Here is a 13,337-nt window from a genome sequence, read left to right as displayed (position 1 = left end):
CTAGCCGGTCGCCAGCAGGGTGGCCACCGTGCCCACCAGGGTGACGGCGGCGGTCAGCGCCCCGGTCAGCACGAACCGCCGCCAGTCGATCTCCAACCCGGCCGCCCGGCAGCGGTCCCACCAGAGCAGGGTGGCGAGCGACGCCCAGGGCAACGGCAGCGGCCCCACGTTGGTGCCGACGAGCAGCCCCAGAAGCTGATCGGTGTGCCCGACCGGGACGACCGTCTCGGCGGCCAGGTACGCGGGCAGGTTGGTTATGACATTGGCCAACACCGCCCCAACACCGGCAGCCCGCCACACCCCGAGCGCCCCGGGGTCATCGCCCACGGCGGCGGCCAGCACGGTGGACAGGCCGTAGCGGCCGACCGTGTCGACGATCAGGAACAGGCCGGTCACCAGCGCCGGCAGCCGCCACGGGACCAGCTCCCAGCGCAGCGCCCGACGGTCCCGTACGGCGAACGCCACCACCAGCACGACGGCGCCGGCCACCGCGACAAGTTGGACCGGCGCGCCGGCCAGGACGCCGACGGCGAACCCGGTACAGGTCAGCGCGGCGATCCGGAACAGCAGCCGGTCGGCCGGCCGACGCGGCTCGGGCACCGGGACACCGCCCCGCGGGCGGGATCGGCGCCAGTAGCAGAACCACAGCCCGGCGGCGGTGATCGAGACCGCGACGAGCTGCGGCACCGCCATCCGTTCCGCGAACCGGGGTCCCGCCAGGTCGATCCGGTCGGCGGCCAGCAGGTTGGTCAGGTTGGACACCGGCAACAGCAGACTCGCCGTGTGGGCAAGCCACACCGTGGTCATCGCCAACGGCTCCGCTGGCAGGCCGGCCCGGACGGCCACGGCGATCAGCACCGGAGTCAGCAGCACCGCGGTGGTGTCCAGGTTGAGGATCGTCGTGGTCAGCGCGGCCAGGACCACGCACAGCGCGAACAGCGCCGGATAGCTGCCCCGGGCGACGCCGGCCAGCCGGTTCGCGAGGACGTCGAAGAGTTCCGCGCGGGCGGCCAGGTCGGCCAACACCAGCACGGCGGCCAGGAAGATCAGTAGCGGGCCGATCCGCGCCAGGGTGGCTCGCGCGTCGTAGCCGGGCTCCAGGCCGGTGGCCAGCATTCCCAGCCCGACCGCGAGCAGGGCCAAGGCCAGCAGGTCCACCCCGCTCCACCGGCGGCGCCGGGCCCGCGGAGCCGGCGTACCGGCCGGTCCGGCGGATCGGACGTCACCGCGCGTCATGGCCCCTCCTCGACCGCGGGGGGCGCCCCACCCTCCGGCCGGTCCTGTCTGCCCTGATCAGGCTGGTAGGTAAACCTGGTGGCGGGCACCCCGGGCGTCGACCGTAGGCTGGGGTCGTGACGGTACGCGTGCGCTTCGCCCCCTCCCCGACCGGTATGTTCCATGTCGGCGGCGCCCGGTCGGCGCTGCAGAACTGGATCTTCGCCAAGCAGCAGGGCGGGGTGTTCGTGCTGCGCGTCGAGGACACCGACGCCGCCCGCAACCGCCCCGAGTGGACCGAGGGCATCCTGTCGGCGATGGACTGGATCGGCATCGAGCGCGGCAGCTACGAGGGCCCGTACTTCCAGTCGGAGAACGCCGCCGAGCACCGGGCCGCCGCCCAGCGGCTGTACGCGGGCGGCCGGGCGTACTACTGCGACTGCACCCGCGAGGACGTGCAGCTGCGCGGCGGGACGCAGTACTCCGGGTACGACGGCCACTGCCGGGACCGCGCGCTGGACCCCGGCGAGAAGCGGGCGCTGCGGTTCCGCACCCCGGACGAGGGCGTCACCGCGGTGGTCGACCTGATCCGCGGTGAGCCGACCTTCGAGAACCGGCTCATCGAGGACTTCGTGATCGCCCGCGGCGACGGTTCACCGGTGTTCCTGCTGGCCAACGTCGTGGATGACATGACGCAGGGCATCACGCACGTGATCAGGGCCGAGGAGCACCTGCCCAACACGCCCAAGCAGCAGCTGCTCTGGGAGGCGTTGGGGGTGAAACCGCCGATCTGGGCGCACGTCCCCGTGGTGGTCAACGAGAAGCGGCAGAAGCTGTCCAAGCGGCGGGACAAGGTGGCGCTCGAGGCCTACCGTGACGAGGGTTACCTGCCCGACGCGATGCGCAACTACCTGATGCTGCTCGGCTGGGCGCCATCCGGGGACCGAGAAATCGTTCCGTGGTCGGTGATCGAGTCGGAGTACCGGCTGGAGGACGTGAACCCCTCCCCCGCGTTCTTCGACGAGAAGAAGCTGCGAGCGTTCAACGGCGACTACATTCGGGCACTGTCGATCGAGGAATTCACCGCGGCCTGCCGGCCGTGGCTCACCGGCACCGACACCATCCCGCCGCCGCCGTGGCAGCCGGAGGAGTTCGACGCGACCGCGTTCGCCGCGGTGGCGCCGTTGGCGCAGACCCGGATCGCGGTGCTCAGCGAGATCGTTCCCAACGTCGACTTCCTGTTCCTCGACACGCCGCTCATCGACGAGGCGGCCTGGGCGAAGGCGATGAAGGAGGGCTCGGCCGAGCTGCTCGACGCCACCGTCGCCGAGTTCGAGGCCGTCCCGGACTGGACCTCGGAGACACTGAAGGCGACCCTGGAGCGGGTCGGCGCCGACCGAGGGCTCAAGCTCGGCAAGGCCCAGGCGCCGGTCAGGGTGGCGGTGACGGGCCGTACCGTCGGGCTGCCGCTGTTCGAGTCGCTGGAGGTGCTCGGCCGGGACCGCACGCTGGTGCGGCTGCGGGCCGCCCGGATCCGGCTGCCCTGACTGCCCGGCACCCCGGGCCAAGTGTCAGGTGCGGGTCCAGAGCCGGTTCGGCACCCGGGGAAACGCCGCCGCCAGGAAACGCTCGGTGAGCCGGTCCCGGAGCAGGCAGTCCGGCCAGGCGTCGAGCACCTCGGCGAGGGTCCGGTAGCCGAGCGCCAACTGGAGCACGGCGTCCGGTGGGATGGCCGCGTGCGTACCGGGATCGGTGCTCGGGTCGGCGGCGCCCGGTGCCGGCGTCACGGCCGCCAGCTCGCCGTCGGTGAACCGCAATCGGGCGGCGCGACCGTACGTGTCGATGACCAGCTCGGACACGGGCCAGCGGAGTCCGGCGGCGGCCCACCGGGCCCGCAGCACCGGGGCCAGCCGGCCGAGCAGGTCGATCGGGTCGCCGGTGCGGACATACCAGGCCCTCGCGCGACGCGGTACGCCGGCCGGGCCGAACCGCGCCAGCGGATGGTCCACGTCGAGGATGGGGTGAATCGCGGTGAACGGCCGGTCCGCGGTCGCGTACCGTCGGCCGGCGTCGCCCAGGTACGCGTACATGGCGGCGGTCGCCGTCGGCCAGTCGGCCGGCCGTTCGCAGGCGGCCGCGAAGACGGCAAGTTCACCGCCGGCGTACAGCCGGGCGCCGTGCACCAGGTAGCCCCGCACCTCATCGCCGTTCGCCAGGACGGTGACCTGGCGCCGGACCAGGTCGGCCGATGCCCGGCCGGCGATCTCGTGCCGCCAGACCGCCGCGTCGCGGGGGCAGACCAGCGCGCCATCGTCACCGACCCGCTCGTCGACGCGGGCGAGGGCGGTCGCGTCGGCGACGGTGGCCGGACGGACAACCATGCCACGGTCCTCGGGGGCAGGCAGTGCCGCGGCCGGCACGGCGGAAGCACCGCCGTTGGACAAGGCGTAGTCGTAGCCGAGCCGGCGGTAGAAGTACGGGATCCCCTCGATCATCTGGATCGGCACCCCGTCGGCCGCGCACCGCTCGTGCAGCGCGGCGAACAGCCGCTGGGCGAGCCGGTGCCCGCGATGCTCCGGGTCGGTGCCGACCAGTTCCACCTGGGTCACCGGCAGCCGGAGCCCGGCCAACCTCCAGTCCTGTCGCAGGCTCACCAGGCTGGCCACCGGCCGGCCCGTGGACCGTTCCTCGACGACCAGGAAGTCGTCGGGCTTGACCGACGGATGGTCGCCGGACATCAGCCCGTCCACCCAGGCCGCGATGCCGGAGTGCGGACTCCCACCGGTCTTCGGCTGCAACTGCACCGCCGCCTGCAGACGGGACAGCTCGGCGCCGTCGGAGGCGCGGCCGGGACGGACGAGGTAACGGTCGGCATGGCTGGACATGCCTTACTTCTACCAGTCGGCCCGGAGCTTGGGTAATCCCGCCCGCTACGAACGGCGGCGGCGGACGACAAGCGTCCCGACCACGCCAGCCACCAGGAGGAGGCCGACCAGCAGGCCGCCGACCAGCCATCCACGGCCGGACTCACCGGCGGACGCGGCCGGAGCCGGTGCGGCGTCGGGGGTTCCGGAGACCGTCGCGGAGGTAGGCGCGCCGGTGCCGGACGGCTCAGCGCCGCCCGGCGAGGTTCCCGGGGACGGCGTGCCGGTCGGTGGGGCCGCCGCGGTGCCGGTGGTCAGGGTGAACCGGACCTCCCCCTTGACCGGATGCCCGTCGGCCGAGCCCACCTCGTACGAGACGATGTAGAGCCCGGCCAGTCCCGGTCGGAACGGCACCGTGACCTTGGATCCGGCGAAGGCGGGGGCGCCGCCGACGGCGTCGACGTTGTCCGGACCGGTCACCACGACCTTCGTCCGCTGTGGATTGAGCTTCGCCAGGAAGGTCAACTGCACGACGGCCGGCGCTGTCGCGACCCGGGCGCCGTTGGCCGGGACGCTTCCGGTGAGCGAGTTGTGCGCGGCCGCCGGTCCCGCTGGCGAGACCGCGGCCAGCGCACCCAGCAGGCTCGCCGCGAGCAGGCCGACGGCCCGCGTGACCCGGTCCCCCACGATGGCCTCCATCCGGTTACGATTCCAATGTCGATCACGTTTCGAAGATTTGTCGGTGCGGGATCGTGGAAAGTTCCACATACCGGTGGGTGGCTGCTCCCCGAGCGGTGATCTGCGCAATCGTCGCACCGGAACCCGACAAACGGTACCCGGCCAGCGATGATCACCTATTGCGTCCGGGATCCGCAGGGCGCCAGCCGTACATACTGGGCGAGGAGGTCGGCCATGGTGTGTGGGATGAGACGCCGGATCGGTTCCCTGCTGGTCGTCCTGGCGGGCGCCGCCGCGGCGCTGATCGGGTCGGTCGATCCCGCCCACGCGGCCCCCCGCCCGACGCCCACCTCGGTCACGATCAGCGGAACGGGCCTCGGCGAGCCGCTGGTCGTGCATGCCAAGGAGGACGAGGCCCTGTTCGCGGCCCTGCTCGGCCAGGTGAGCTGGCTGAGCGGCGCGGGGCAGGGCGGCGCGCCGAAAGACGCCGACCTGGGTCACAAGTACACGCTCGTGGTCGACGTCGAGGGAGCGGCCAAGCAGACGTACGACCTCTACCCGCTGGCCAAGGGCGGACCCCGGGCGTGCCGGCCGGGTAGGACCCCCGCGTGGTTCTACGGACGGCTCAACATGTCCGAGACCCTGCGGGCCGCCGGGGTGCCCCTCCCCGAGCAGGCAGAGAGCATCACCGGCGGCTTCGGCGGCGGCGACTCGCTTGTGGACGAGGACGTCGACCCGAAGCAGAACCTCGACCGGGTGCTGGGCGAGTTGCGACGGTTGTTCCTGCTCAACGCCGGGCTCATCGTCGTGCTCACGCTCGGTATCGGCGGGATCGCGCTGCTGGTCCGCCGCCGTACCCGCTGACCCGGCAGCGCGCCATATCAGCACCATCGGCCGGGTGGGCGTTCCCGACGAACCCGCCGGCTGCGCGGTCGCACGCCGCCGTGCCGATGGCCGCCCGCCCAGCCGGGCAGAATGCTCTGGCAGGGGGTGAATCCGTCCGCGCCGGCCGCCGGTCGCCCGGCGGCGGTGCCCGCCGCCCCGGCCGCCTCCCCCGACCGGCAGGGCTGCTCACCGTCGACGCAGTCGCGCCCGACCTCCCCGTGCACCATCGGCCCCCCTAGACCTCGACGTCGTCGGTGGTCCGCGGCCGGTGACCCCGCCGGAGCCGGTGCACCGGGCGACCGCCACCGCGTCCGGTCTGCCCACCGTACTGGTCGTTACCGACAGGCTCGCCGGCACCGTCCCCGAAGATCGTCCCGGAGGCCGGGCCGGGCACGCATACACCATTCGACGGACGGGCGGTGACCGGGCCGGTACCCGGGGATGAGGTGGGGCGGGCGGCGGTGTGCTGGGATCGGGGCATGACAGGTGCGGCGCTCTGGCGGCGGACGTGGGTGCGCGACGCCGGGTTGGCCGCCGCCTCGTACGCCGGTGGCCTGCTCCTGCTGGCCGTCGGGGCGGACTGGCGGCTCGACCCGGACGCGCCCGAGCCGACGGCGTGGTCCGCGGTGACCCTGCTGGCCACCTGCGTGGCGGTGGCGCTGCGCCGGGTTGCCAGCCGCGGCAGCCTGGCCCTGGGCACCGTCGCCGTCGCCGTCGACCAGATCTTCTGCGGGTCCCTGGCCACCGTGCTTGTCTACACCCAGGTGCTCTACGACGCCTGCGTGTACGGCTCACCGCGCACCTGGCGGTGGCTGCTCCGGGTCACCATCGGGCTGACCGTGCTCAGTGCGGCGGCGGGGGTGCTGGTCACCGGCCGCTGGTCCGGGGTCGCCTTCGGCGTGATCGTGGTGCTGGCCGGGCTGCTGCCGGTGCTCACCGGGATCAGCGTGCGGCAGTACCGTGACCAGGCCGCCGCCGCCCGAGCCCAGTCCGAGCAGACCGCCCGGCTGGTCGAACTGGACCGTAGCCAGGCCGTCACCGCGGAACGGCACCGGATGGCCCGCGAGTTGCACGACGTGGTCGCCAACCATCTCAGCGCGGTCGCCCTGCACGCCACCGCGGTGTTGTCCGTCCGCGACCTGGACCAGGCACAGGTCGACCAGGCCCTCCGGGTGATCCGGGAGAACAGCGTGCGCGGGCTCACCGAGATGCGCCAGATGATCGGCCTGCTGCGCGACCCCGGGAACCAGGCCACCGGCCGGGAATCCGGCGAACTCGCCAGCGGCGAGGAGCCCGGCGTGGAGCCGGCCACCCGGGTCAGCCTGGCCGACCTCGACGAGTTGCTGGAGCGCTCCCGGGCCGCCGGGCTGGCCATCCGGGCCGACATCACGGGCGAGGCGCGGGAGCTGCCGGTCGGGGTGGACCTCGCGGCCTACCGGATCGTGCAGGAGTCCCTCACCAACGCCCTCAAGCACGGTCACGGCGAGGTGGCGCTTATCGTCGGCTACCAGCCGGACCGGGTGACGGTCACCGTGGAGAACCCGCTGCCGACCGAGCCGGTCCCGTCCGCCGTACCCGGGGCCGGTGCCGGACTGATCGGCATGCGGGAGCGGGCCGCGCTGGTGGCCGGTCGGTTCGAGGCCGGCCCGGCGGACCGGCGCTGGCGGGTCCGCGCGGAGCTGCCCACCACCGAGGAGGTGTTGGCCGGGTGACTGGAAAGATCCGGGTGGTGCTGGCCGACGACCAGGAGGCAGTGCGGGCGGGATTGGCCCTGATCCTGGCCGGCGCCCCGGACATCACGGTGGTCGGACAGGCCGCCGACGGCGAGGATGCGGTGACCGCCTGCCGGGAGTTGCGTCCCGCGGTGGCCGTCCTGGATGTGCGGATGCCCCGGCTGGACGGCATTTCGGCGACCCGCCGCATCGTCGCCGAAGGACTGGCCGACGTGCTGGTGCTGACGACGTTCGACCTCGACGAGTACGTCTTCGGCGCGCTGCGGGCCGGGGCGGCCGGCTTCCTGCTCAAGGATACGGACGCGGAGGGCCTGGTGGCGGCGGTCCGGACCGTCGCCGGCGGCGAGGGGATCGTGGCGCCCGGGGTGACCCGCCGGCTGATCCGCGCCTTCGCCGCCACGGCGCCAAGCCCGTCGGCAACCGCCCGGGCGGCGGTGGACAGCCTGACCCCGCGGGAACGGGACGTGCTCGCCTGCCTCGGCCTCGGGCTGTCCAACCAGCAACTAGCCGAACGGCTGGCGATGGCGGAGAGCACCGCCAAGACGCACGTCAGCCGGATCCTGGCGAAGCTGGAACTGCGAAGCCGGGTACAGGCCGCGATCCTCGCCCAGGATCTCGGGCTCCCGGTGCCGTGAGGCACAACCGAAAGATCGATCTCGCTCTTCCCCTCCCTCAGCGCGCCCGGCCGGTGTCGACGTGACAGGCTGTGCGAATGCCGACCGGATCGACCCCCGAGGGTGAGGCCGGGGGCGACGGCGTGGACGGGCCACGCGCGGCCGCCGCCCGACCGGCGCCGAACGCCCCGGACCCCTCCGCCGCCCGACCGGCGCCGAACGCCCCGGACCCCTCCGCCGCCCGACCGGCGCCGAGCGCCCCGGACCTGACCGCCACCCTGCGCCGGATCGAGCGGTCCGCGGGCGCCCTCGCCACCGCCAGCGTGACCAGGATGGAGGAGACCCTGCCGTGGTTCCGCGGTCTCCCGGCGGAACAACGCTCCTGGGTCATGCTTGTCGCCCAGGCCGGCGTCCGGTCGCTCGTCGAGTGGCTGCGCAAGGGCGGCGGTGCGGCGGACAGCCCGCAGGAGGTCTCCGACGAGGTGTTCGCGGCGGCCCCCCGAACGCTGGCGCGCACGATCAGCCTCCAACAGACCGTCGCGTTGATCAAGGTGACGATCGACGTGGTGGAGGAGCAGGTGCCGCACCTGGCCGCGACCGGAGAGGAACAGCCGCTGCGCGAGGCGGTTCTCCGGTTCTCCCGGGAGATCGCCTTCTCCGCCGCCCGGGTCTACGCGAGGGCGGCCGAGAACCGGGGCGCCTGGGATGCCCGGCTCCAGGCGCTGCTGGTGGACGCCCTGCTGCGCGGCGACTCCCGGGACGTGCTGGCCAGCCGGGCGGCCGCGCTGGGCTGGGCGGACGCCCAGCCGGTGGCGGTTGCGGTGGGCCGTTCACCGGGCGGTGAGGTGGCCGCCGTGCTGCACACCCTCTACCGGGCTGCCCGCCGGTTGGGGGTGGAGATCATCGGTGGGGTGCACGGGGACCGCCTGGTGGTGGTGCTCGGCGGTGCCCCCGAGCCGCTGGCCACCACCGAGCGGCTGCTGGCCGGGTTCGGTCCGGGTCCGGTGGTGGTGGGTCAGGCCGTACCCAATCTGGACGACGCCACGGAGTCGGCGCGGGCCGCGGTCGCCGGCTACCGCGCCGCCCCCGCCTGGCCGGCGGCACCCCGCCCGGTCGCGGCGGTCGACCTGCTGCCGGAACGGGCGTTGGCCGGCGACTCGGAGGCCCGTCGCAGCCTGCGGCAGGACGTCTTCGCCGTGCTGGTTCGCGCCGGTGGGGAACTGCTGGCCACGCTGGACGCGTTCTTCGCCAGCGGCGGCGTGCTGGAGAGTGCCGCGCGCACGTTGTACGTGCACCCCAACACGGTCCGCTACCGGTTGCGACGGATCGCCGAGGTGACCGGCTATTCGCCGCTGACCGCCCGGGACGCGTACGCGTTGCGGGTGGCGTTGACCATCGGCCGGCTGGACCCGGTGACCCCACCCGTCTCGAACCAGACGTGAGGCACGTCGAAACAGACGCGCGCCGCCCCCAAACAGGCATGAATCGGACCTCACACTGGCGCGCGGCGATGGTCTCCATACATATTTAGAGGATTCCCACAAAGGCTGTAGTGTGGTTTGGTGACTGCCGGCAACCATGTGACCGACCGGTATCCCGCAGAGTCGAATACGTGCTAGCCGTACTCTCCCCCGGCCAGGGTGCCCAAAAGCCCGACTTCCTTCGCCCGTGGCTCGACCTGCCCGGCGCGCCGTCCCGGCTGCGCTGGTGGTCCACCGTCTCCGGCGTCGACCTGATCCACCTCGGCACCGAGGCCGACGCCGAGGAGATCCGGGACACGGCCCGCACCCAGCCTCTGCTGGTGGCCGCCGCCCTGCTCGCCGCCGAACATCTCCCGATGTACGACGTGGCGCTCACCGCCGGACACAGCGTCGGGGAACTGGGCGCCGCCGCGCTGGCCGAGGTGCTGACCCCGGAGACCGCGATCGCCCTGGCCGGTGTGCGGGGTCGGGAGATGGCGGCGGCGTGCGCCCAGGAACCGACCGGGATGGCGGCGGTGCTCGGCGGAGACGCCGGCGAGGTCCTCGCCGCGATCGAGTCACACGGGCTGCACCCGGCCAACCGCAACGGCGCCGGTCAGGTGGTCGCCGCCGGTGCGGTCGACCGGCTGGAGAAGCTGGCCGCCGAACCCCCGGCCCGGGCCCGGGTGACCACCCTCAAGGTGGCCGGCGCGTTCCACACCCCCTACATGGACCGGGCCGAGCAGGCGCTGGCCGGCGTGGCGGCCGGCGTGCGCGGCACCGACCCGGCCCGCATCCTGCTGTCCAACCTCGACGGCGCGGCCGTCACCAACGGCCGGGAGATGGTGCAACGACTGGTCCGCCAGGTCACCGCGCCGGTTCGCTGGGACCTGTGCATGCGTACCCTGGCCGACCTCGGAGTGACCGGCATTATCGAGCTGCCGCCCGCCGGCACCCTGGCCGGTCTCGTGAAGCGCGAGCTGAAGGCGACCGGCGTACCGGAGATCGTCACCCTGAACACCCCGGACGACCTGCCGGCCGCCCGGGATCTCATCGCCCGGCACGGCACCGTCGCCGGACACGAGCCGACCATCTCGTTCCGGGTGGTGGTGGCCACCACGGCCGGCACCTTCGAACCCGCCGCGGACCTCGCCGAGGGTGCCCCGGTCCGCACCGGTCAGGTCATCGGTCAGGTGGTGACCCGGCAGGGCAGTGTCGAGGTCACCGCGCACGGCGACGGCGTACTCACCGAATGGCTCGCCGACCACGACGATCCGGTGGCGCCGGGCCAGCCCGTGGCCCGCGTCGGCGGCCACCTCTCCTGACCCGCCCCACGTCCACGAACGAAGGGATGACACATCCGATGGGTTCCCGCCTTGTGGCGATGGGGCACTACCAGCCCTCCCGCGTCCTCACCAACGACGAACTGGCCCGGATGGTGGACACCAGCGACGAGTGGATCCGGGACCGGGTGGGCATCGCCTCCCGTCGCATCGCGGACACCGAGACGGTGGCCGACATGGCCACCGCGGCTGCCGGCAAGGCCCTGGCCAACTCCGGTCTTACCCCCGCCGACATCGACATGCTCGTGGTCGCCACCTGCTCCTCGGTCGACCGCAGCCCGAACGTCGCCTGCCGGGTCGCGGCCAAGCTCGGCATGGCCGCCCCGGCGGCGTACGACCTCAACACCGCCTGCTCCGGCTTCTCGTACGCGCTCGGCACCGTCGACCACGCGCTGAGCGCCGGCGCGGCCCGCAACGCCATCGTCATCGGCGCCGAAAAGCTCTCCGACTTCACCGACTGGACCGACCGGTCGACCTGCATCATCTTCGGTGACGGCGCGGGCGCCGCCGTGGTGACCGCCACCACCGAGGGCGAGCCGAGCGGGGTCGGCCCGGTCGTCTGGGGCTCGGTGCCGGCGAAGAGCGACGCGGTACGGATCGAGGGCTGGCGCGCGTACATCCAGCAGGAGGGGCAGGCGGTGTTCCGCTGGGCCACCACGGAGCTGGCGCCGCTGGCCCTCCAGGCGTGCGAGCGGGCCGGCGTGGCTCCCGAGGAGATCGCCGCCTTCGTCCCGCACCAGGCCAACACCCGGATCATCGACGGCATCGTGAAGCGGCTCGGCATGCCGAACGCGATCGTCGCGAAGGACCTCGTCGAATCCGGCAACACCTCGGCCGCGAGTGTGCCGCTGGCCCTGTCCAAGCTGGTCGAGCGCCGGGAGGTGCCCTCGGGGGCGCCGGTGCTGCTGTTCGGCTTCGGCGGCGGTCTCACCTACGCCGGGCAGGTCGTCCGCTGCCCGTGACGCACGTCCGGTCCGGCGGCGTCCGCGCCTCGGACCGGCACCATCCGCACACCACAATTGCTCCACCCACCGTTGAGAGGAACCGAACCACAATGACCCGTGACGAGATCACCGCCGGCCTCGCCGAGATCCTCGAGGAGGTCGCCGGGGTGAACCCGGACGACGTGGCCGTGGACAAGTCGTTCACCGACGACCTGGACGTCGACTCGCTCTCCATGGTGGAGGTCGTGGTCGCGGCCGAGGAGAAGTTCGGGGTGAAGATCCCGGACAACGAGGTGCAGAACCTCAAGACCGTCGGCGACGCCGTCAGCTATATCGAGGCGCAGTCCTGACATGAGTCGCACCGACGTCGTCGTCACCGGGCTCGGCGCGACGACCCCGCTCGGCGGGGACGTCGCGTCGACCTGGGAAGCCATGGTCGCCGGCCGTTCCGGGGTGAGTCCGCTCACCCAGGAATGGGCCGGCTCCCTGACGGTCCGGATCGCCGCCCAACTCGCCGTCGACCCCAGCGAGGTGCTCGACCGGGTACGGCTGCGCCGGCTCGACCGATCCGAGGCGATCGCGCTCATCGCCGCGAAGGAGGCGTGGACCGATTCCGGGCTGACCGACGCGGGGCTGGACGGCGAACGGCTCGCCGTCAGCTTCGGGTCGGGCATCGGCGGGGCCACCACGCTGCTCGCCCAGGACGACATCCTGGAGGCCTCCGGGCCGCGCCGGGTGTCACCGCACACCGTGCCGATGCTGATGCCCAACGGGCCGGCCGCCTGGGTCGGCCTGGAACTCGGCGCCAAGGCCGGGGTGCACTCGATGGCCAGTGCCTGCGCCACCGGAGCCGAGGCGCTCGCCCTCGGCCTGGACATCATCCGCGCCGGCCGGGCCGACGTGGTCGTCGCCGGTGGTACCGAGGCGGTGATCCACCCGCTGCCGATCGCCGGCTTCGCGGCGATGCGGGCCATGTCCACCCGCAACGACGACCCCGAGCGCGCCTCAAGGCCGTGGGACAAGGCGCGCGACGGCTTCGTTCTCGGTGAGGGCGCCGGCGCCATCGTGCTGGAGTCCGCCGAACACGCCGCCGCTCGCGGGGCCCGGGTCTACGCCCGGCTCGCCGGCGCCGGGATCACCTCCGACGCGTACGACATCGTGCAGCCGCACGCGGAGGGCGAGGGCGCGGTGCGAGCCATCGCCAAGGCGATCGCCGACGCGGACGTGCCGAAGAAGGACATCACGCACGTGAACGCCCACGCCACCGCCACCCCGGTCGGCGACATGCTGGAGATCGGAGCGCTGCGCACCGCGCTCGGCACCCACCCCGTGCTGACCGCGACAAAGTCGATGTCCGGACACCTGCTCGGCGCCGCCGGCGCGCTCGAGTCGATCGCCACCATCCTCGCCATCCGGGACGGCGTGGTGCCCCCCACCATCAACCTCGACGACCCCGACGACCGCCTCGACCTGGACGTCGCCGCCCACAAGGCCCGACACATGGAGATCCCCGCAGCGCTTAACAACGCGTTCGGTTTCGGCGGACACAACGTGGCTCTCGTCTTCACCCGGGCGTGAGACCCGACCCCCTGCTTGGAGGC

At 73.1% G+C, this 13,337-nt stretch carries 13 protein-coding genes; 9 read left to right on the top strand and 4 right to left on the bottom strand.

Annotated features, from left to right (window positions below; genetic code table 11):
* Complete coding sequence (locus ACFQUZ_RS07200) at window positions 1-1,236, bottom strand: SLC13 family permease (RefSeq protein WP_377439182.1); 1,236 nt, start codon at window positions 1,234-1,236, stop codon at window positions 1-3.
* A 116-nt stretch (window positions 1,237-1,352) separates the two neighbouring features.
* On the opposite strand from ACFQUZ_RS07200, the gene gltX reads away from it, so the two are divergent.
* A complete protein-coding gene (gene gltX / locus ACFQUZ_RS07195) occupies window positions 1,353-2,762 on the top strand; it encodes a glutamate--tRNA ligase (protein ID WP_377439179.1) in 1,410 nt (469 codons plus the stop codon).
* Between the two features lie 24 nt (window positions 2,763-2,786).
* On the opposite strand, the gene ACFQUZ_RS07190 is transcribed toward gltX, so the two are convergent.
* Window positions 2,787-4,100 (bottom strand): GNAT family N-acetyltransferase, encoded by a 1,314-nt coding sequence (locus tag ACFQUZ_RS07190; RefSeq protein WP_377439177.1) that lies wholly within the window; start codon window positions 4,098-4,100, stop codon window positions 2,787-2,789.
* A gap of 45 nt (window positions 4,101-4,145) precedes the next feature.
* Complete coding sequence (locus ACFQUZ_RS07185) at window positions 4,146-4,778, bottom strand: copper resistance protein CopC (RefSeq protein ID WP_377439174.1); 633 nt, start codon at window positions 4,776-4,778, stop codon at window positions 4,146-4,148.
* A gap of 225 nt (window positions 4,779-5,003) precedes the next feature.
* Between ACFQUZ_RS07185 and ACFQUZ_RS07180 the strand changes: the two genes are divergently transcribed.
* Entirely contained in the window at window positions 5,004-5,621 is a 618-nt protein-coding gene (locus ACFQUZ_RS07180; RefSeq protein ID WP_377439172.1) for a hypothetical protein, read from the top strand.
* 256 nt (window positions 5,622-5,877) lie between these two features.
* On the opposite strand, the gene ACFQUZ_RS07175 is transcribed toward ACFQUZ_RS07180, so the two are convergent.
* A complete protein-coding gene (locus ACFQUZ_RS07175; protein WP_377439170.1) occupies window positions 5,878-6,036 on the bottom strand; it encodes a hypothetical protein in 159 nt (52 codons plus the stop codon).
* An 85-nt stretch (window positions 6,037-6,121) separates the two neighbouring features.
* Here ACFQUZ_RS07175 and ACFQUZ_RS07170 point away from each other — a divergent pair, with 85 nt between their 5' ends.
* From ACFQUZ_RS07170 to fabF, 7 genes are all read left to right on the top strand, one after another.
* Window positions 6,122-7,354 (top strand): sensor histidine kinase, encoded by a 1,233-nt coding sequence (locus ACFQUZ_RS07170; RefSeq protein WP_377439167.1) that lies wholly within the window; start codon window positions 6,122-6,124, stop codon window positions 7,352-7,354.
* Window positions 7,351-8,010 carry a response regulator gene (locus ACFQUZ_RS07165; RefSeq protein WP_377439165.1) on the top strand — a complete coding sequence of 220 codons (660 nt, stop codon included), beginning with the start codon at window positions 7,351-7,353 and terminating at the stop codon, window positions 8,008-8,010. The genes ACFQUZ_RS07170 and ACFQUZ_RS07165 overlap by 4 nt, the downstream gene beginning before the upstream one ends.
* Window positions 8,011-8,087: 77 nt before the next feature.
* A complete protein-coding gene (locus ACFQUZ_RS07160) occupies window positions 8,088-9,431 on the top strand; it encodes a PucR family transcriptional regulator (RefSeq protein ID WP_377439163.1) in 1,344 nt (447 codons plus the stop codon).
* A gap of 170 nt (window positions 9,432-9,601) precedes the next feature.
* On the top strand, window positions 9,602-10,774 hold the full coding sequence (locus ACFQUZ_RS07155) for an acyltransferase domain-containing protein (RefSeq protein WP_377439161.1): 1,173 nt from the start codon (window positions 9,602-9,604) through the stop codon (window positions 10,772-10,774).
* Between the two features lie 38 nt (window positions 10,775-10,812).
* A complete protein-coding gene (locus ACFQUZ_RS07150) occupies window positions 10,813-11,754 on the top strand; it encodes a beta-ketoacyl-ACP synthase III (RefSeq protein WP_377439158.1) in 942 nt (313 codons plus the stop codon).
* 92 nt (window positions 11,755-11,846) lie between these two features.
* The gene (locus tag ACFQUZ_RS07145; protein ID WP_377341070.1) at window positions 11,847-12,086 is read left to right on the top strand and encodes an acyl carrier protein; all 240 of its coding nucleotides are present in this window, start codon (window positions 11,847-11,849) and stop codon (window positions 12,084-12,086) included.
* 1 nt (window position 12,087) lies between these two features.
* The gene (gene fabF / locus ACFQUZ_RS07140; protein WP_377439155.1) at window positions 12,088-13,314 is read left to right on the top strand and encodes a beta-ketoacyl-ACP synthase II; all 1,227 of its coding nucleotides are present in this window, start codon (window positions 12,088-12,090) and stop codon (window positions 13,312-13,314) included.
* Window positions 13,315-13,337 lie beyond the last annotated feature (23 nt).

Origin of the sequence: Plantactinospora sp. GCM10030261, assembly GCF_042666615.1 — a bacterium.
Taxonomy (GTDB): Bacteria; Actinomycetota; Actinomycetes; order Mycobacteriales; family Micromonosporaceae; genus KBS50.
Note: the sequence above shows the minus strand (reverse complement) of the source record. Positions and strands in the feature narration are given on the sequence as shown.

Excerpts from the sequence above, each read along its gene's own strand:
- ACFQUZ_RS07145 (WP_377341070.1), top strand. The coding sequence starts at position 11,847 with ATGACCCGTGACGAGATCACCGCCGGCCTCGCCGAGATCCTCGAGGAG.
- fabF (WP_377439155.1), top strand. The coding sequence starts at position 12,088 with ATGAGTCGCACCGACGTCGTCGTCACCGGGCTCGGCGCGACGACCCCG.
- ACFQUZ_RS07150 (WP_377439158.1), top strand. The coding sequence starts at position 10,813 with ATGGGTTCCCGCCTTGTGGCGATGGGGCACTACCAGCCCTCCCGCGTC.
- ACFQUZ_RS07180 (WP_377439172.1), top strand. The coding sequence starts at position 5,004 with ATGAGACGCCGGATCGGTTCCCTGCTGGTCGTCCTGGCGGGCGCCGCC.
- ACFQUZ_RS07170 (WP_377439167.1), top strand. The coding sequence starts at position 6,122 with ATGACAGGTGCGGCGCTCTGGCGGCGGACGTGGGTGCGCGACGCCGGG.
- ACFQUZ_RS07160 (WP_377439163.1), top strand. The coding sequence starts at position 8,088 with ATGCCGACCGGATCGACCCCCGAGGGTGAGGCCGGGGGCGACGGCGTG.
- ACFQUZ_RS07185 (WP_377439174.1), bottom strand. The coding sequence starts at position 4,778 with ATGGAGGCCATCGTGGGGGACCGGGTCACGCGGGCCGTCGGCCTGCTC.
- ACFQUZ_RS07200 (WP_377439182.1), bottom strand. The coding sequence starts at position 1,236 with ATGACGCGCGGTGACGTCCGATCCGCCGGACCGGCCGGTACGCCGGCT.
- ACFQUZ_RS07190 (WP_377439177.1), bottom strand. The coding sequence starts at position 4,100 with ATGTCCAGCCATGCCGACCGTTACCTCGTCCGTCCCGGCCGCGCCTCC.